16 protein-coding genes and 2 riboswitches are annotated in these 20280 nt (G+C 28.7%); of the genes, 9 read left to right on the top strand and 7 right to left on the bottom strand.

Annotated elements, in window-relative coordinates:
• The first annotated feature begins 140 nt into the window (after nucleotides 1-140).
• The 3 genes from E5347_RS00710 (at nucleotide 141) to E5347_RS00700 (ending at nucleotide 3062) form a co-directional block, all read left to right on the top strand.
• Nucleotides 141-773: a hypothetical protein gene (locus E5347_RS00710; protein WP_136003568.1), complete on the top strand. Its 633-nt coding sequence runs from the start codon at nucleotides 141-143 to the stop codon at nucleotides 771-773.
• 683 nt (nucleotides 774-1456) lie between these two features.
• A complete protein-coding gene (rocF, locus tag E5347_RS00705; protein WP_136003566.1) occupies nucleotides 1457-2353 on the top strand; it encodes an arginase in 897 nt (298 codons plus the stop codon).
• A gap of 79 nt (nucleotides 2354-2432) precedes the next feature.
• On the top strand, nucleotides 2433-3062 hold the full coding sequence (locus tag E5347_RS00700; protein WP_136003563.1) for a 3'-5' exonuclease: 630 nt from the start codon (nucleotides 2433-2435) through the stop codon (nucleotides 3060-3062).
• Nucleotides 3063-3099: 37 nt separating this feature from the next.
• Here the strand turns inward: E5347_RS00700 and pflA are convergent, their stop codons facing one another.
• On the bottom strand, nucleotides 3100-3813 hold the full coding sequence (pflA, locus tag E5347_RS00695; RefSeq protein WP_136003560.1) for a pyruvate formate-lyase-activating protein: 714 nt from the start codon (nucleotides 3811-3813) through the stop codon (nucleotides 3100-3102).
• 152 nt (nucleotides 3814-3965) lie between these two features.
• The gene (locus tag E5347_RS00690; RefSeq protein ID WP_136003558.1) at nucleotides 3966-5015 is read right to left on the bottom strand and encodes a GNAT family N-acetyltransferase; all 1050 of its coding nucleotides are present in this window, start codon (nucleotides 5013-5015) and stop codon (nucleotides 3966-3968) included.
• 638 nt (nucleotides 5016-5653) lie between these two features.
• On the opposite strand from E5347_RS00690, the gene E5347_RS00685 reads away from it, so the two are divergent.
• The 5 genes from E5347_RS00685 to E5347_RS00665 are packed head-to-tail and all read left to right on the top strand — an operon-like array spanning nucleotide 5654 to nucleotide 9955.
• Nucleotides 5654-6193 (top strand): helix-turn-helix domain-containing protein, encoded by a 540-nt coding sequence (locus E5347_RS00685; RefSeq protein ID WP_136003556.1) that lies wholly within the window; start codon nucleotides 5654-5656, stop codon nucleotides 6191-6193.
• Nucleotides 6194-6215: 22 nt separating this feature from the next.
• Complete coding sequence (gene potA / locus E5347_RS00680; RefSeq protein WP_136003554.1) at nucleotides 6216-7259, top strand: spermidine/putrescine ABC transporter ATP-binding protein; 1044 nt, start codon at nucleotides 6216-6218, stop codon at nucleotides 7257-7259.
• The gene (locus E5347_RS00675; protein WP_136003552.1) at nucleotides 7259-8101 is read left to right on the top strand and encodes an ABC transporter permease; all 843 of its coding nucleotides are present in this window, start codon (nucleotides 7259-7261) and stop codon (nucleotides 8099-8101) included. The genes potA and E5347_RS00675 overlap by 1 nt, the downstream gene beginning before the upstream one ends.
• A complete protein-coding gene (locus tag E5347_RS00670; protein ID WP_136003550.1) occupies nucleotides 8095-8907 on the top strand; it encodes an ABC transporter permease in 813 nt (270 codons plus the stop codon). The genes E5347_RS00675 and E5347_RS00670 overlap by 7 nt, the downstream gene beginning before the upstream one ends.
• Nucleotides 8894-9955 (top strand): ABC transporter substrate-binding protein, encoded by a 1062-nt coding sequence (locus tag E5347_RS00665; protein ID WP_136003548.1) that lies wholly within the window; start codon nucleotides 8894-8896, stop codon nucleotides 9953-9955. The genes E5347_RS00670 and E5347_RS00665 overlap by 14 nt, the downstream gene beginning before the upstream one ends.
• A gap of 100 nt (nucleotides 9956-10055) precedes the next feature.
• Here E5347_RS00665 and E5347_RS00660 read toward each other — a convergent pair whose 3' ends face one another.
• The 3 genes from E5347_RS00660 to ndk all read right to left on the bottom strand — a co-directional run bounded on the left by E5347_RS00660 (nucleotide 10056) and on the right by ndk (nucleotide 16295).
• Entirely contained in the window at nucleotides 10056-10550 is a 495-nt protein-coding gene (locus E5347_RS00660) for an SGNH/GDSL hydrolase family protein (protein WP_136003546.1), read from the bottom strand.
• A gap of 454 nt (nucleotides 10551-11004) precedes the next feature.
• Nucleotides 11005-15615 (bottom strand): sialidase domain-containing protein, encoded by a 4611-nt coding sequence (locus E5347_RS00655; protein ID WP_136003544.1) that lies wholly within the window; start codon nucleotides 15613-15615, stop codon nucleotides 11005-11007.
• Between the two features lie 278 nt (nucleotides 15616-15893).
• Nucleotides 15894-16295 (bottom strand): nucleoside-diphosphate kinase, encoded by a 402-nt coding sequence (ndk, locus tag E5347_RS00650; RefSeq protein ID WP_136003542.1) that lies wholly within the window; start codon nucleotides 16293-16295, stop codon nucleotides 15894-15896.
• 138 nt (nucleotides 16296-16433) lie between these two features.
• On the opposite strand from ndk, the gene E5347_RS16745 reads away from it, so the two are divergent.
• Entirely contained in the window at nucleotides 16434-16601 is a 168-nt protein-coding gene (locus tag E5347_RS16745; protein WP_168354876.1) for a hypothetical protein, read from the top strand.
• Between the two features lie 440 nt (nucleotides 16602-17041).
• Here the strand turns inward: E5347_RS16745 and E5347_RS00645 are convergent, their stop codons facing one another.
• Nucleotides 17042-18019 (bottom strand): glycoside hydrolase family 73 protein, encoded by a 978-nt coding sequence (locus tag E5347_RS00645; protein WP_243109695.1) that lies wholly within the window; start codon nucleotides 18017-18019, stop codon nucleotides 17042-17044.
• A 393-nt stretch (nucleotides 18020-18412) separates the two neighbouring features.
• The gene (locus E5347_RS00640) at nucleotides 18413-19795 is read right to left on the bottom strand and encodes an alanine/glycine:cation symporter family protein (protein WP_136003538.1); all 1383 of its coding nucleotides are present in this window, start codon (nucleotides 19793-19795) and stop codon (nucleotides 18413-18415) included.
• 185 nt (nucleotides 19796-19980) lie between these two features.
• A riboswitch (glycine riboswitch) is annotated at nucleotides 19981-20149 on the bottom strand.
• A 2-nt stretch (nucleotides 20150-20151) separates the two neighbouring features.
• Nucleotides 20152-20230: riboswitch (glycine riboswitch) on the bottom strand.
• Nucleotides 20231-20280: the final 50 nt, after the last annotated feature.

The following is a 20280-nucleotide window of genomic DNA, read 5'->3' as shown; positions in this document are numbered from 1 at the left end:
ACAAATTAATAACAATATATTAAAATTTCGTAATAATCTTAAGAATTATATATTAGAGTTTCATTTTATTATATTTTCATATAAAAAACTAGTATAACATTTGAAGTTTATGTCAATAATCTTAGCAAGGAGTGATAAAAATGGATAATTTAGAAAATAAAGATTCAAAAAATAGAAACCTAAATAGAAAACAAAAAGCTTCATTATTAGTTTCATTTATTACACTACTTGCCATAACTTTTTGTGCTAGCTATTATATTACTAATTATATAACTAATCCTAATAGTAAAAATAATAATGTAGAAAATGAAAATTCAAATGTATATGCAGAAAATAATTACTTAAGTGATGATATCTTTGTATCTCTAAATACTAAAGATAATGTAGATATGATTGATACACTACTTAAACTTAAAGAAAAATTAGGCTTTAAAGAAAAACTTACTTTAGAAGAGCTTTCTAATGAACTATCAAGAAAAGGATATAAGCTTTCAGAAAAAAATGAAGAAAAATTAGTTTACACTAGAGAAGAAGTTACTTCTGCAAGTTCTTTAGAAGCAAATAAATACTACTTAGGTGAAGAAGATGGTTATATTTCTATTTTTAAAACTGATGATAGTGGAAATATTATTGAATCAGAGAAAAAAGTATATTCAGATTCAAAACCTTTAGGTAATCTTCCTGAAATAGATCAAAATTATATTAAAGAAAATAAGTTTTCATTTGATAATAAGGAAGAGGCTCTCCAAAAACTAAGTGAAATGATATCTTAAATTAATATAAATTAACTAGGGATTTTTCTATATTTTAGATTTATTCCTAGTTATTTTTATTGTGTAGCTATTTCAATATAATACCAATTCCATAAGTTGTAATATTTTTTTACATTTTATCAAGTTATATTTAATAAATAGAATAGTTCCTTAGCTAACAACATTATATAAAAATTAAAATCTATATACGCTTTAAATTGATGTAATTTACTTTAAAATTAATTTTTACTTAAAATCCTACAATAGCATATAATGCATTTTTTATTGAAACATATATTACTAAAAATATCATCTTATAATGCTTAAGAATTAAGGGAATATATAAATTAAGGAGAAGTAATTAAGAATAAATAATAAGAAAACTTTATGAAAAAGGTATAAGGTTAAATATTTATGATTATTCCCTTGATAATATTTTAAATGATACAGAAATAATAGAAATAATTGAACCTTATGGTGAAATATTAAACTATTATAATTAGTGCTTATATATCGCAAATTCAGACATTAATTTTAGGTCTTTTAGTGATATTAATAGTTAAATTTTTTAATATTTATTAAATAATAATTAATAATAAAATTTAACAATATTTTTTTCTAAAATTTATTTACATATTTGAGCTAAGCTATTAATATATATTTATTGCCCTAAAAATCAATTTTTATTTGGAGGTTTGTTTGTAATGAATATTAGTATTATTGATATGCCTCTGTTCTACGGATGCGATAATCCAGGTGTAGAACAAGGCCCGAAAATTTTAAGAGAAAACAACCTTCTAGATATCTTTAATAAAAGCCATAATGTCTGTGATATGGGCGAAGTTCATGTAAAAAATGTTTCTTCAAATGATAAATACGCAGCTAACGCAAAAATGAAGTATTTAGATGAAGTTGTGAGATCAAATATTGGACTAGCTGACAAAGTTTATACGGCTTTAGAAAATTCCACTCTGCCCTTAGTAATAGGTGGAGACCATTCACTTGCTATAGGTAGCATTGCTGGAGCTAGTAAATATTTTGAAAATGATCTTGCAGTAGTTTGGGTTGATGCTCATGGTGATATTAATACCCTTGAGACTTCACCATCAGGAAACATTCATGGCATGCCTTTGGCTAGTTCAATGGGAATTGGACACGAAACTTTAACTAACATTTATTCCTCTAGTCAAAAGGTTAAACCGGAAAATGTATTTTTATTAGGTTGTAGAGATTTGGATTTAGGTGAGCTTGAAATAATCAAGAACTATAATCTAAATATCTGGACCATGAAAGATATAAAAGAAAAGGGCATTAGTACTGTCCTTAAAGAATTATTAGAAGCTATTAATAAGAAAAATATTAAAAATATCCATTTAAGTTTTGATATTGATAGCTTAGACCCTAAATATGTACCTGGTACTGGTACTCCTGTAGAAGATGGATTATCTTTCTCAGAAGGAAAAGAAGTTTTAGAAACCATTCTAAATACCTCTTTAGTTAAGTCAATGGATTTTGTTGAGTTTAACCCAGTACTTGATAAAAATAAGAAAACTTTAGAAACTTGTATTGAATTATTAAAAGTAATTTCAAATAATCTTTAAATAAAACTTTATATCCTCTATTTCTGTTTAAATTATTGTATGTTATTATATAATATGTAAACTAAATAAGGAGGAAATTATGAAATTACTATTTTTTGATACTGAAACTACTAGTATTAAGCCAGGTAATATATGCCAGCTTAGCTATATAATAATAGATGCCTCAACTAAGCCACAAAAAACTACCGGAAAAAACTTTTTCTTTACAGTTGATAGCATGGATGCAGGAGCTGAAGCAATTCATGGTTTTTCATTAGAAAAATTATATGAACTTTCAGATGGAAAAGAATTCTTAGAGTTTGTTCATGAGTTTATGCCTGACTTCTTTGATGCAGATTTTATTATAGGTCATAATGTACAGTTTGATATAAAGTTTTTAAAACATGAGTTACAGCAGCTTTGGGAAGCTGGCCTTGTGGATACTACTTGGGATCCAAAAAACACCTTCTGTACAATGGCATATTACAAACCTATTTGTAATATACTGAACCCATCAGGAACAGTTAAAAACCCTAAGCTTTCAGAGGTTATAGATTATCTTCAAATATCTGAGGATGAAATAGCTAAAAAAGCAGATGAATTATTTGAAGGTAGTGGAAATTATCATGATGCAAGATTTGATACTGCTGCTACTTACTTAACAGTAATTCATGGTATGAAAAAAGGATTAATCCCTGCTGGTTACTTTAGTAGATTATTAAAAAAATAAATGGAGGTTATATAAACCTCCATTTATTTTTAATATTTTAATATTCATTAAAAAACTTTTCTTTTAATCTTTGACACTCTTCTCTATCCATAGGTGGTACACCTTCAAGTCTATACTTAAGCTTTAAAGCTTCATACTTATTTACACCTAATAAATGATATGGTAAAAGTTCAACCTTTTCTACATTATCTAATGTATCAACAAATTCCTTTAATTTACCTATATAACCTTCACTATCAGTTTTTCCAGGAACAACTACTTGTCTTACCCAAATCTTTGCATTTGATTTTTTTAAGTCTTCTAGGAACTTATTGCTTTCATCTATTTTAGAACCAGTCATATCTAAATATCCATCCTCAGTAAGATGCTTTACATCATATAATACTAAATCAGTATATTTTAAAATTTCTGTGTAATCTCCAAAGCCAACTCCTGAAGTATCTATGCAGGTATGAATACCTTCTTTCTTACACTCTTTTAATAACTCTAATAAAAATTCTGGTTGTCTTAATGGATCTCCACCTGAAAAAGTTACTCCTCCACCAGATGTTTTAAAATAGCTCTTAAATCTTTTAATTTTAGCAAGTAATTCTTCAACTGTATACTCTTCTCCACCTTTATCACTCCAAGTATCTGGATTATGACAGTAAAGACATCTTAGTTTACACCCTTGAAAAAAAACTACTACTCTTATTCCCGGCCCATCTACTAGACCCATTGTTTCAATGGAATGAATTCTACCCTTTAGCATATGTTATTCTCCTCTAAAAATAATAAGTGAAATCATTTCACCTATAATATTATAATTTTTTTATAAAAATTGTACAATAGAGACTAATGAAGAATTATTTATGGAATTATTTCAGAATTATTAAAAATGAATTTTTAATTCTTAGTTTCAAATTACTTATCAACACAGTATCCTATTTCTTTTGCTACTTCTTTTGAAATATCATCCCCCAGAGCCTTCTTAATTATGCATAAACAAAGCTCTATATGTCCTATTAAATTTGAGGAAATCATTATTTTCCCATTGTCTACAAAGGATTTATTTGTCTCTATAGTATTTTCAATCTTCCATTTAGCTTTTGGAATCATTATTCCCTCAATATTACTTAAATCCTTAAATAAATGCAATCCATTAGAAAAAGACGTAATATAATCACATTCTTTATAAACCTCACTAATATACAATAAGACCTCTTTATTATCTAAAATCTTATTAATCCCCTTTCCCCCAGGGATAAATAAAAAGTTTGGTCTAATCTTCTTTATTTCAAGATTATTTTCTATATCTTTAACTGATAAATAATAAAAGCTAAAATACTCTTCCTTTAATATATCATTTGCTTTACTAAATATTTCAAAAGGTAAGTTTCTTTCTATAATATGATAATCATTGTACTCTAAAATAGCCACGACTTTTTTACTATTTAAATTTCCTTCTAAAAAAGTCTTTTTAGTTAATTTAAATGTCCAATGACTTTTATAACTATTAATTGCTTCAAATCCAAGTTTTTTCATCAAAAGTTTAGCTTCTTCTGATTGGACTGTATCAATTATAGCTTGTCCTCCAAATTGAAGAAAATAATACTCTAATAATAATCTAAGGGCTTCTTCACCGTAACCCTTTCTTCTAAAGTTATAATGTATTTTCAAATTAATTCTTGCTACCTTAGTAGCAGAATTATATCCATGAAAACTTACTTCTCCAATAGGCTCATTCTCTAGAGTATATACAAGACAATAAAAGTTTTTGCCATCAGTTGGATATACCATCTTCTTATAAAACATTTCCCACTTATCTCTTGAAAATGAATATATTTCTCCAGTATCACCAATATTCTTTTTATCACTCCAAAGTTCTTTAACATAAGCTAACTCATTAAACTCTGGCATTTTAATATATACACTTTTCCCATTCCTTCTATACAAATTAATATTGCTATCCATTTTATATCACCCACAGCTTATATCTTAAATAATTAACTATAATTAAATATCTCATAAATTATACCTATAATCAAGAAATTAGCACAAACATTCTATAAATATAAAAAATTATTATTTGCTTAATAATACTAATTAATATATAAGTACTCTTTTTCATAGACTTAAGAATTCATCTTGCTTCAAATATATTTCATTTTTTACCATAAATTTTTACTTCAAATAAAAATTTAGTATTACTAAACTTTAAGTGTTGTTTTATTAAACCTTTTTTATTAAAAACTCCTCTATCTTAATAATATCAATGCTTACGAAGAATAATTTTTTTTATATTTTTCCAAAAAAATGTTGATTTATTCCCAATAAGTAATTATAATATACCTTGTTTGTTTAGTAATTTTAAACCTAAGGTTTAGTATATATGTTTCAATTAATTATCTTTATACTATTTAATTTATAAAATTATAAATTAATAATCTTGCTTAAGTAAAAATATAAAGAATTGAAATCATATAATTTTAATTTATATATAGGTTACTAAAGTACTAGCCTTACATAAATCTCATTAAAATAGAATATAATGAAGGTTAATGTAGGATATTAATTAGAACTTATAAGTTTATAACAGATGGAGGTATATTATGGAAATCGGTGAGAAAATACGCAGATTGCGCATAGAAAAGCAATTAACTCAAGAAGAGCTTGCAAATAGATGTGAATTATCTAAGGGTTTTATATCACAAGTAGAAAATGATTTAACTTCTCCATCAATAGCAACATTAATTGATATTTTAGAAATTCTAGGAACTAACTTAACAGAGTTCTTTAGTGATGCTACTGAGGAAAAAGTTGCTTTTACTTATGAAGATATGTTTGAAACGGAAAACGAAGAGTTAAAATATAAATTAATGTGGCTAATACCTAATGCACAAAAGAACGAAATGGAACCAATAATGATAACTTTAGAACCTCAAGGGCAATATGTGGAAGAAGAACCACATGAGGGTGAAGAATTTGGTTTTGTATTATCGGGAACTATAATATTACATTTAGGTAAAAAGAAATTTAAGGTGAAAAAAGGTGAAAGCTTTTATTTTAAGCCTAGAGCTAATCACTATATATCTAATGCTGGTAAAACCCAAGCAAAGGTAATATGGATTAGTACTCCACCATCATTTTAATCTATAGAAAGAGGTGTTTATTTTGGAACAAAATATAATTGAAATAAAGGGAATCTCTAAAACTTTTGAAGATAACTGTGTTTTAGATGATCTTTCTTTAAAAATAAGAAAAAATGAATTTTTAACATTACTTGGTCCAAGCGGATGTGGAAAAACTACTACACTTAAAATCATTGCAGGCTTTGAAGAGGCTGATAATGGTGAAGTTCTATTTAATGGTAAGGATATATCCACATTACCTCCATATAAGAGACCAGTAAACACCGTATTCCAAAAATATGCTTTATTCCCTCATATGAATGTATATGAAAATATAGCTTTTGGTTTAAAAATTAAGAAAACTCCTAAGGATGAAATAGATTCAAAAGTTAAAGAAATGCTAAAACTAGTATCTTTAAGTGGCTTTGAAAAAAGAAAAATAGAATCTTTAAGTGGTGGTCAGCAACAAAGAGTTGCTATTGCAAGAGCACTAATTAATGAGCCAGAAGTTCTTTTATTAGATGAACCTCTTGGTGCACTAGATTTAAAGCTTAGAAAAGAAATGCAATTGGAACTTAAAAGAATTCAACAAAGATTAGGAATTACCTTTATCTTCGTAACTCATGATCAAGAAGAAGCATTAACAATGTCAGATACAATTATAGTTATGAATAAAGGAAAGATTCAACAAATGGGATCTCCTGAAGATATATATAATGAACCTTCTAATGCATTCGTTGCAGACTTTATTGGAGAAAGTAATATATTAGATGGAGTAATGCTTGAAGATTATAAGGTTAAATTCTGTAATACAATATTTGATTGTGTAGATAAAGGATTTAATAAGGATGAATTAATAGATGTAGTTGTAAGACCAGAAGATATTAAAATAGTTGATTCAAATGATGGAATGCTTAAAGGAATCGTAAAGTCAATTATATTTAAGGGAGTTCACTATGAAATGGAAGTTGAAGAAGAAAATAAAACTTGGATAATTCACAATACTAAGTTTGCTGAAGTTAATTCTGAAGTAGGATTAGATATTTATCCAGAAGATATTCATATTATGAGAAAGGTTTCTCAATAATGAAAAATAGAAAAAGTCTATCAGCTTATCCATTTATATTTTGGAGCGGTTTATTCATAGTAATTCCTTTATTAATAGTATTATTTTTTGGCTTTACAATAGCTAACCCTGATGGAGGGTATAGTTTTTCAATAGAAAACTTTACTAGATTACTTCAACCTCAATATATTAAAGTATTTGGACGAAGTTTAGAACTTGCATTATTATCAACTTTTTGGTGCTTAATTTTAGGCTATCCTGTTGCATATATAATTTCTAAAATGAAACCATCTAAAGGAAATATATTAATTATGTTATTTATAGTTCCTATGTGGATGAACTTCCTTTTAAGAACTTATGCTTGGTTACCTATTCTAGGTAAGAACGGATTCATTAATAACATGCTTTCACAAATAGGACTTGGACCATTTAACTTTTTATATAATGATGGTGCAGTTATTTTAGGTATGATATATAACTTCTTACCTTTTATGGTTTTACCAATATATACTGTTTTAACTAAAATAGATAATGACTTACTAAATGCTGCTGCTGACCTAGGTGCAAGCAGAATGCAGATATTTAGAAAAATAACTTTACCTCTAAGTATGCCTGGAGTAATATCAGGAATAACTATGGTATTCATGCCAGCTGTATCTACCTTTGTAATTTCTAGATTACTAGGTGGTGGTCAATACATGCTTTTAGGTAACTTAATTGAACAACAATTTACAATGATGGGTGATTGGAACTTCGGTTCATCTATATCTATCTTTATGATGGTAATTATATTAGTTTGTATGGCTATTATGAATATGTTTGATAAATCAGATTCTAAGGAAGGAGGCGGACAATTATGGTAAAAGGTTTTGAAAATTTCATTAAGAAATTTTATTTAGTATTAATATTTATTTTCTTATATTTACCTATTGCTGCCTTAATAATCTTTTCATTTAATGATTCTAAGACTATGGGAAGTTGGTCAGGCTTTACTTTAAAGTGGTATAAACAACTTTTCCAAAATGAAACTATTATGCAAGCACTATTTTATACAGTAGTAATTGCAGTTATTTCATCATTAGTTGCAACTGTAATAGGTACACTTGCTGCAATTGGAATTAATAAAATGAGAGGTCCAAAAAAGGCACTATTATTAAATATAAATTATTTACCAGTGCTAAACCCTGATATAGTAACAGGGATTGCCTTAATGAGTTTATTTATCTTCTTAAGACCTCTTACTAAATTAGATTTTGGTTTTACTACTATGCTTCTAGCACATATAACATTTAACATCCCTTATGTTATACTTGCAGTATTACCAAAACTTAGACAATTACCTGAGAATATAGAAGATGCTGCCTTAGACTTAGGAGCAACACCTTCATATACTTTAAGAAAGATAATATTACCTCAAATTAGCCCTGGTATCTTTGCAGGTATGCTTATGGCATTTACAATGTCTATAGATGATTTTGTTATAAGCTTCTTCACAGCAGGTCCAGGAGTTACTAACCTTTCTATAGAAATATTTGCTATGGCTAGAAGAGGAATTAAGCCTGAAATTAATGCTCTTTCAACTCTAATGTTTGTAACAGTATTAACACTTTTATTAATTGCAAATAGAAAAGAATTTACATCAAGGGGTGATAAAGTTGAAAAAGCTTAAAAGATTACTGGCTGTTGTATCTTCTTTAGCATTAACTACCTCTCTTTTTGTAGGATGTGGTAATAACGAAGAAAATGGTAAAAGAGTATTAAATGTTTTTAACTATGGTGACTATATTAATGAAGACTTAATTTCAAAGTTCGAAAAAGAAACTGGTATTGATGTAATATACAATACTTATGAGTCTAACGAAATAATGTATCAAAAAGTTAAAAATAGCCCTGGTACCTATGACTTAATCTTCCCTTCTGACTACATGGTAGAAAAAATGATTAAAGAAGATATGCTAGAAAAAATAGATTTTAATAATATACCTAACTTTAAATATATTGGAGAAGATTTTAAAAATCTTTCTTACGATCCTAGCAACGAATACTCTATTCCTTATATGTGGGGAACAATTGGTATAATATATGATGCAGATAGAGTTGATGGTGAAATTGATAGCTGGGATGCTTTATGGGATGAAAAATATAAAGGTGAGATCTTTATGTTTGATTCTATTAGAGACACTCTTGCAATTTCACTAACTAGACTTGGATATTCATTAAATTCTACAAATCAAGAAGAGTTAGATGAAGCTGTTAATGAACTAATTAAACAAAAACCTCTAGTTCAATCTTATGTAATGGATGAAGTAAAAGATAAGATGATAAATGGCGAAGCAATATTTGCTACAGTTTATTCTGGAGATGCAATCTATATTCAAGAGGAAGCTCCTGATTTAAACTTACAATATGTAGTTCCTAAAGAAGGTTCTAATAAATGGTTTGACGTTATGGTAATCCCTAAAGGCGCTAAGCATAAAACTGAAGCTGAAGAATTTATAAACTTCTTATCAGAGCCTGAAAATGCTGCTGAAAATGTAGATTATATTGGATATGCTACTCCAAATATGGGCGCATATGAATTATTAGATGAGGAAACTCAAGAAGATGAAACAGTATATCCAGCAGAAGAAATTTTAGATAAATGTGAAATCTTTATAGATTTAGGAAATAAAATTAAACTTTATGATGATGCTTGGCTGAAAGTTAAAATAAATTAGTACATTAAAAATATAGTTATATATTATAAAAGAGATAATAAAACTGCTTTAGCTTTATTATCTCTTTTTTGCTTTTAAATAAAATATTAATTGAAAAACTTCACTTTTTCAGTAGCATATTAATCTCTCTAGATTTTTCAATTATTTCTTTTAAATTAGCTTCAAATTCTTCGGCAGTCCCCTTTTCATTTCCACCTATCATTATAGAGACTATTTCTGGATCAAATTCAGCTACCCACTTATCAAAATTTGTATTTATACTTTCTGAATCTGATCCATCAACTCCAGAATTAATAACATATCTTTCTCTATTTATCATTGGACTTCCTATTAACTCCCAACGAACTCTTTCTTCAAAGTACTCTACATAGTTCTTATATCCATAAGTAACACCATTTCCACTGGTAGAATTATCACCAATTAAAACCCACGAATTTGCTACACCATCTTGAAGAGCCTTAGTTCTTATTTCTGTAAAATCACTATTACTATCTACTTTTTCACTTATACTATTTATTTCATCATCACTTAAAGCTTTATCATATACTTCAACATAAGATATTTCTCCATCTACATAGAGTATGCTATTTTCCATTAGCGAAATTTTTATTTTGAGCTGTATATGACATCATATTACTTCCATTATCTTTTGTTTCTAATCTAATTTGACCATTTAATAACTTTACCTCAAAGTAACTATTCGTAGAATTTTTATCAGATATTGAAAATAGCGTATTATTTTGATTTACAGACTTGTTTTAAATTTAATTGCAACTGTTCCATTATCTAAATTCTTTATCTACTCTACATCGCTACTTATATCAATAAATTTGTCAGATCTAATTACATTATGAATATTTCATAATATCAATTTGATAAAAAACTCCGTTTTATTAGAAGTTAAAACTTTTATATTATGGGACTGTTTAAGAACAGCCCCATTACAAGTTTTAAATTTAGAACTTCTTTAAAAGTTTTTTATTAATTTTTAATTCTTAAATTCATATTCCTAAATAACCATATCAATTTATATAACTAATAGCTATCTCTTATTGATGACCATCCTTCTTTTTAACAAAAAATCCACCAACTAAAGCTAATACTGTACCAAATAATCCAATTGCTGCAGAAGGAACACCACCAGTATTAGGTAATTTTTGATTATGTCCTAAACTTCCAGTTCCACTACCCTTATTTCCATTATTACTTCCAGTTTCACCGCTATTATTGCCATTATTACTTCCATTTCCGCTACCGTTATTGTTGTTATCTCCAGTTCCACTACCGTTATCATTGTCTTCTCCAATTCCATTATTACCAGAGCTTGCAATTTCTTTAGGTTCAAGATTAGCGATAGCAATTTCTATTCCTTTTTCAGCCTCTTCTATTTGCACTTTTGTAGCTTCCTCATTTTTAAATACAGATTTTGCTGATTTTACTGCGCCACCTAAAGCTTTCCAGCTTGACTTAGTATATTTACTAGAATCTAATTGTTCAGCTTTATTTATTAAATCTTCAAGTTTATCTTTGCTTGGTTTTATTCTTAAATCTAAATATGCTCTTAATAAGTTAAAATATGCTTCATCAACTTCTGCTTGAGTTGCTTCATTATTAGCAGTTACACCTCGAGATATTTCTAATACTCCCTGTAAATTTTCCCATGTTGACGGTATATATTCATTTTCAGTTAACTTTTCAATTTTAACTATTAAACTATTTAACATATCCTTATTAACTAATTCTACCTCTAGTTTAGTAAATGCATCATATAAGGCATTATAAGCTTTTGTAATATCTGCTTCTAACGCATTTTCATCATTTATTACATCTTGTACATCCTTGCTATTTAATACATCTTGAAGTACTTTAAAGCTTTCTCTTGTAAAGTCTTTAGCATTTAATCCTTTAATGGTTTCAACTAATGCTAATAACTCAGTCTTATTTCCCTTAAACTCTAAACTATGCATTGCTTTAGCCAATCTATCAAAAGATTTATTTACAACTTCTTGGGTAATATCATTTCCAGCTTCTAATTTAGTCATAATATCTTTAGCTTCAATAAGAGCTTCCTTAAACTCTTTTTTTACAACTGGAATAACATCAGTTAAATCTTCTTCTGTTATATCTTCTGCCATTTCAATTGCAATTTCTAAATGTTTAGTAAATATACTTTCTTGCTCAACTCTTTCTAAACCAGCAATTGCTTTTTCTAATAAACTTGCTGCTGTGTCAACCTCTTCTTGAGTAACATCAGCTTTATTAATTACTAATTTCGCTCCATTAAAGGCTTCTATAAAGTTTGCCCACGTTCCTTGAGTATAGCTTTCTTCTTCTAACATCTCACCTTCAGATATTAAAATTTCTAACTTACTAGTATCTACTACTATATTTTCTTTTATATCTACAGAAATACTACTTGCTACTATTTCCTTATTACTACCCATTCCATCAGCATAAGTTCCTGATATTCCTATATCAGTTAAACCTATAGTATCCTTAGCTTTTAAACTTATATTAACTATTTCCTCTGCAGATACTATTGGTGTTCCTAAAGAAGCTATAATAATTCTAACCTTCCCTGGCTCAATTTCTTTATATGAAACAGAAGTCTTTTCCCCATCAATAGCCGTAATACTTCCTTCTCCTAACTCAAACTTTGTTGCATCATAAGTTAAGTTAGCATCTACAGCAAAGACTTCTTCTGATTCTCCTATATCAGATAATGCTAATTTTACATCTAAATTTTCTCCTGCTTTAATTGATTCTTCTCCATTTAAAGTAAACTTAACCTTTTCTTCTACTGCTTTATCTTCAACTATAATTGTAGATTCTGTTTCAATATTATTAGATAAATCCATTACCTTTCCAATAGAATTAATTACTTCTAACCCACTCTTCGCTTTCACTGATATTTTATGTGTACCAACACCTATATCTTCTGGTAAAACACCTGTAAGTTTATATTCATTTCCACTAATTCTAGTTGCACTACTCGATACTTCCTTACCATTAATTATAAGAGTTAAATTTCTATCACCAATAAGACTAACTGTTTGATCAAAAGTAACCTTAAAATTAAATGTATCTCCTGGAGTATATCTTTTAACATTATCAATGCTTGTAATTGATTTCAATATTGCTGCTGGAGCATCTGCTAAAAGATCTGCCTTTAAATACTCAATATTCATTTCAGTAAATGACATTTCTTCTGTAGGAGTACCTTCATAGAATAGTCCTATATTCCCATTTTCTAATTGACTTAAGCAAGAATATGCATAATAACCTGGTTTAACTAATTGCTTATATTTCCATTCAAAATCCCAAACTGGATTTTCTTCTGTTCCAACATTATTTATTAATCCAATTTGCACTGTTCCTTCTGCTCTTGTACTTGAATTTGGATTTGCAAAAATTACTGCTGGCTTCCCATCAATTTCTCCTTCATAATTTATTACGCTTAATTGACAGTAAGGCTCTTTTAAGTCTAATTCATAATCAATTATATCTTCCCAAGTTTCTCCACCATCTTTACTTGTTGCAACAGCTGGATTGCCTCTAGATGGATTTCTCATAAACATTTTTAATTCTCCATTTGGCATTTCAACAACTTGCGCTTCTGTCATTTCCTCCCCTGATACTCCAGTAAATGTTTCACCTTGAATAGTTATTCCATTAACTAATCTATTATCATTTACTGATTCTCCAATTTCCCAAGTGTTCCCTTGGTCATCACTGTATATAACAGCACTAGATTGCTTCTGATTTCTATTTAATGAGTATACAGGGAATATTAATCTACCTGCATTCTCTCCATTTTTTATTTGATATCCTCTTCCTGGTCCAGTTCCAAGAAAACTCATCCACTCCTTCTTAAATTGACCTGAAATTATTTTTGGTTTGCTCCATGTTACTCCATCATCTTTACTTGAAACAAGTGCTAAGTAGGAAGTCATGTATGCTTTTAACTCACTGCTTGCTCCAAAAGTATTACCAATCTTTACATTATATTTATATAAATTATTTTCTACATCTACTTTATAAGAAGTAAGATTTCCTTCTGAGTCTATAACATTACCAAACTCTGAACCTTCATCTCCTGGAATCGCATAATACTTACTTCCATTTGTATGTGTTAAATTCATAGCTCTAACAGTTTCCCCATTCACTTCTATATCAGAAAAACCACTACCTCTTTGTGCTTGCCATGTACCTCCCCCATGTGGGAATGCATCTACCAACATAAAAATCTCACCAGTTGATTCATCTTGTAATATTGCCGTATCTATTCCTGACGCATTATCTGGATAGTTTAATACCACTTGTCCAGAATCCCAAGTTTTCCCATTATCAGTACTTCTTTTAACTCCACTATCTATATTATTTGGTGAATCATGTCCTCCACCTATTCTTGCATCTATTCCAGCTATTAAAGTACCTTCCTTTGTAGTGAATAATGATGGTATTCTAAAGTTATTAGATCCTAGCTCACCTGGAGTAAATACATCTACTGGATCTGTTTTAATAGCTCCTTCAGGTAATGGTAGTGCTTGTGTAGCTGTTTGTCCTGTTATTTCTGTAAGATATCTATCTACTAAAGGTCTATCATAAAATTCAAAGAAATCAATTTTACCTGTAAAATTATACTCATTTGAGCCAGCACTTCTATCAGTTGTACCTAATTTAAATGTATTAGCTCCCTCTAGTGAAGCTAAGAAATTAGCTGTATCCACATTATTATTTAATATTTTCTCACCATTTAAATATATTGAGTATCCACTATTCTTTTCAGCTCTAAAGGCAATAGTATTTATACCCTTATTTAAGGATTTACTTATAACACCTGTAGAAACGTTTCCACTTTGCTTTCTTAATTCATAACCTACTTGTCCTCCATTTACATATACATGAAAATGCTCATTTGCTCTAGTATTATTACTTATACTAAATAAACTTTGTAGTCCTGAGTTAGTAGATTGAAATCTAATAACTGCAGTACCTTCCTCTTTATTTAAAACCTTTTCTAAATGGTCAGATAAATCACCGCCCACGCCATTATTTATCTGTAAATTTTCTGCTGAAGCAAATTTAGAAGGTGCTTCATCAGCTTCATATACATCTATTTCTGCTATACTTGCATATTTATTGTTTGTATCTCCTATAGTAGAAATCGCCTCTACTCTTATACTATCAGTTTCTATTGGCTCATTTAAAATTATATATTTTGTAGCTAAATCAGTTTTCCAAGTTCCTTCTTCAATTAGATTATCACCTGCATAAACTTTATAATCTTTTATTTTTCCATTACTTCCTGATTGTCTTGGTGTTATGTGAATTGATGATACATTTCTAACCTTTCCTAAACTTAAGGTTATACTTTGTGGATTTTCAGCTATATTTACCCCAGTCCAAGGAGTATGCCATAAAGTCGATGTATTACCATCAATAGCCTTATCTGCTCCTTCACCTGATTGAGCACTTGTCGCTGTTGCTGTAATCTCCGATTTTGCTACTAATTTTTCAGCAATAGGCTCTGATTCATACATTTGTGAATATTGCCTCACATATTCTATATCATTAATATCAGCCATAACCATATTAGTCCCTAAATTAGTAACTAATAATGACGTCAGTAAAAGTGCCATAATTCTCTTTCTGTTCATAAATTTTCCCCCTATAAATAATATTTTGGTAACAATATTCAATAATTGCTAATTATGAAAATAGTTTCCATAATAATTTTAACTTTTGTTTAGCTTTATTTCAATATTCCCCAATAATATTTCCATAATTTGTATTATTATTAATTTAACTTAAAACAAAAAGAGATACTAACCTTTCAGTATCTCTTTTTACTAATCTTTATAAGTTTATAATCTTTTTTGCTTATATGAAATCCTATTTTCCTTTTTACCATACTTATTTATAATATATACCGACTTTATTTTCCAAACCATAATTCAATTTCTCTTTTTGCACTTTCTAAGCTATCAGAAGCATGAACACAGTTTTCAGTTTTATTTTCTGCATATAGCCTTCTAATAGTACCTTCTTTAGCTAACTCTGGATCTGTCTTTCCATTTATTTCTCTTACCTTTTCTACTGCATCTTCCCCTTGTAATACTAATGCGCATAAAGGCCCTGAAGTAATAAATGATAGTAAATTATTGTAGAACCCTTTCCCAATATGCTCTGAGTAATGAATGCTAGCAAATTCTTCAGTAATTGTTTCCATTTTAAGCTTAATAATGCTTAAATTATTTTCTTCATACTTACTAATGATCTTACCTATTAACTTTTTTCTTACTGCATCTGGTTTAATCAATACTAATGTCTTTTCCATATATCTTCCTCCATAAATAAACTCTCCTCTAAATTATACCATCTATTTACTATTTTTATTAACATAATTTTCAGAAAAATTAAAATTCTTTAGTAAATCATGTTATAATTCTTATAATTATAAGTTACGGAGGTATTTATGCTTAGATATTACATTGTTGTAGACGGTAGAGTCCAAGGAACAGAGCATACTTTAGTTAAATTTATAAGCTTAATTAGTAAAGGTAACTATTTCATAAAAGTTACCTCTGTTTCCAAAAAAGAAATTCCACTGATAGACTCAGAAACAAAATTTAAAATAAAATAAAATGCGAAGATAAATAGAATATGCTCCATAAGCTAAATATCTGCAAAAAGAAGTTCTAGGCTCGTAAAAACTGCTAGACCAAGAGTTTTGGTAGAACTCGCATACGCTTAGACAAACCAACAACTCTAAGTCCTAACAGCTTTCACTTCACAAAGTACTTCTAATTTTTCGCCATATGCTTATTTCACATTTTCTATTTATCTTTTCTAACAATTCACAATTTAAAATAACCCATTCTGCCACATGGTACTTCATCAAAATTTTCCACACACTCAACAACAATCGTTGAAATTCAGCTCGTCTGAATTTCCTCCTTTAGTATCACTACATCAAAAATATTAAATTACTCAAGAAGTCTTTAACATATTGTGCGTAGGTCGACTTGGAGCTCGCGACGGAGACAGAGCATAATATGTTAAAGACTTCTACTCAATTTAATTCTAATTGTTTCTTTTGGCTTCTGTATCGAATATCATTAGATTATTTTCTTGAATTACTTTTACTAACTTATCTGCATAAATTAAGTTTCCCACTTCATCTTTTGCAGTGCTATAACCTGCATTTTCTAAAGCTTGTGCTTGCTCTTTGTATGTTTTCCCATTAAATAATCCGTTTTGTGCATATCTATCATTTTCATATAAGAATTTTCCATGATCTCTTATAGATTCCTTTAAACTATCATAAGCTCTAAAAGCACCTACTATTACATCATCATAGTTTTCCATAGTTTCTAAATCTACACTATTTCCATCCCATCTACTGTCAGCTTTAATTCCAAAAAGATTATTATATTCTGCTGATAATGTAGATTCACCCCAGCCAGATTCTAAAATAGCCTGTGATATTGTTATAGATGGTAAAATCCCATATTTTTTATAATTTTCATAGGCTATACTCTCAACATCACTGATAAATTTTTTCTTATCAACATCATTTGCAAGCTCTGTATGAATATAATTATTTTTTAAAATATTTAATTTTTCAATTGCCTCTTTTTCATCATTACTTTTTAAATCAAAAGATTTAATTGCAGACTTAAAGCTATTTAAACCAACAATATTCCCATCCTTATCTTTTTTGAGTAAACTATTTACTATAGTTTCTGATATATCTTCATTAATTGAAAAACTACTATCATTAATAACATAATTAATTGCAGCTATCTCCTGCCAATTTAATTGATATCCATTTATAGTATATTTATCTGCTAAATCTATATAACTTTGTATTTCTTCCATTGATAAAATCATCTTATTACTGGAACTATTAAATAATCCAATTAGTTTTACTGTTATTACAGACATTACTGTAATAAAACATACTAATAAAAAAATTACAGCTTTTATATTTTTATTAGTAAACTTTACCTTGCTGTAGTTATTTAAACCACTGTAACTACCCTTATATATAGAACTCACCCCTCTAAATTTGCTTAATAGCATGTCTATGTTTTAATTATCAATATCACTATAAATCTAAAAATTAAAAGTCAAAATTATTATTTAGTAAAACATATTAATTTTTCATTGTGCCACAGCACCTTATATTTCTCATTATAACTTATATATTATAATAATATTTCCTATAATTAAATCTTATCATTAAAACTTAAGAATTAATTTATATTTACTAAATAAATTAGGTAAGATTAGTTAGATAACTTAACTATCCTAGGGGCAACAAGAAATTTATACCTTTGCTTCTGGTATTATTCATAAACTTTGAATTTAGTTGTTATTAATCAATGTGGTTTTCATCCAACTAAAAAAACTCAGCCTAAGCTGAGTTTCAATTATTTTATTTTCAATTGTCTAAGCTACTTCTACTATCTCTGATTTTTCTTTCAACTCTTTAAAGTATTCTTCTGTTTCAGATATTACTACCTTCCTTAGGCCTATTAGTCCTATTAAGTTAGGGAATGCCATTAATCCATTTACTATATCTGCTATAATAAATATCATCTCTAATGGTAAGAAAGGTCCAACTGCTACTAAGGCAATAAATATTAACTTATAAGGCTTTATTCCTTTTATTCCAAATAAGTATTCTATACACCTTTCACCGTAGTAATTCCACCCTAATATTGTAGTAAAGGCAAAGAACATAAGTCCAATATTAACTATATACTTTCCTAAAACAGCTATTGGTAAACCTAATTCAAAGGCTGCTGTTGTTAAGGCTGCTCCTTCTAATGATCCACTAAAGGTACCTGTAATTACTATAACTAACCCTGTCATTGTACAAATTACTATAGTATCAATAAAAGTACCTGTCATTGATATTAACCCTTGTCTTACTGGTGAATTAGTTTTAGCAGCAGCTGCTGCTATTGGAGCACTTCCAAGTCCTGCTTCATTTGAAAATACGCCTCTTCCAATACCTCTTTGCATTGCTATAGTAATAGTTATACCAACTGCTCCACCTAAAGCAGCTTTAGGATTAAAGGCACTTTCTATAATTAAAGAAACAGCAGCTGGAATCTTATTAAAATTGAAGAATAATACAAGTAAAACTCCAACTATATATAATCCTGCCATAACTGGAACTACTGCTTCTGATACTTTTGAAATCCTCTTTATTCCACCTAGAGTTACTAATGCAACTAAAACTGTTACTACTACTGCAGTTACTATGGTAGGAATATTAAATCCTATTGATGCTGCATCTGCAATAGACTTAACTTGTCCAAAAGTACCTATACCTAGCAAGGCTACCCCTACTCCAAATATAGCAAATATATTCGCAAGCCAGTTTAGTCCTAAACCATTTTTTATATAGTACATAGGTCCACCTGACATTTGTCCATTTTCATCTACTTCCCTATATTTAATAGCTAGTACTCCTTCAGCATATTTAGTAGCCATACCAAAGAAAGCTGCTATCCACATCCAAAATAATGCTCCTGGTCCACCTGCCTTAATAGCTGTAGCAACACCTACTATATTTCCTGTACCAATAGTTGCTGATAAAGCTGTACATAATGCACCAAAGCTTGAAACATCACCTTTCGCATTTTCATCATTATCTTCTTCCTTAGAAAATATATACTTAATAGCTAATGGTAATCTAAATATTTGTAATAACTTTAGTTTCCATGTTAAGTACACACCTGTTCCAACTAGCAAAATAAGTAATGGTGGTCCCCATATAATAGTATCCACTGCATTTAAAAAAGTTTCAATTTGTTTTAACATAAAAAAAGTCCCCCTTAAATTATCTTTACGGAGGAGAATAGATAGTAAAAGACCTTCCAATTAAAAATGAATATTTATTAATGTAAATTAACTCAAATTATAAAAATAATTTGATTTTTTAACTCCAAAAGGAGCCTTTTTACTAATTTCTTCATTTTAAATTATATGATAGTATACTATCCTTTCCCCTGTCCTTTTACCTGAGAGTTTCAATGTAACTGTCTTACTCAATTAAGAATTAAGAATAATTTTCCTTTAAAAATCCTACTGGAATTTCAAAATTAATTATTCATTCTCTATTTTGAGCCAGCTCCATTTTGCTCCTTCGGTGCTCTATTCGAGTCTCTCCAGAGGTTCGTCCAGCAACGGTCCTAATACCTGAAAGATTTACTTCTTCGGTGGATTTAATAAAAATCACTCTCCCGCTACCTTCAACCGAACGTTATAAAATTATATTGTTATTATATATGTATATCTCAATATAT

Origin of the sequence: Clostridium sartagoforme (genome assembly GCF_004794105.1) — a bacterium.
GTDB classification, from domain to species: domain Bacteria; phylum Bacillota; class Clostridia; order Clostridiales; family Clostridiaceae; genus Clostridium; species Clostridium sartagoforme_B.
Note: the sequence above shows the minus strand (reverse complement) of the source record. Positions and strands in the feature narration are given on the sequence as shown.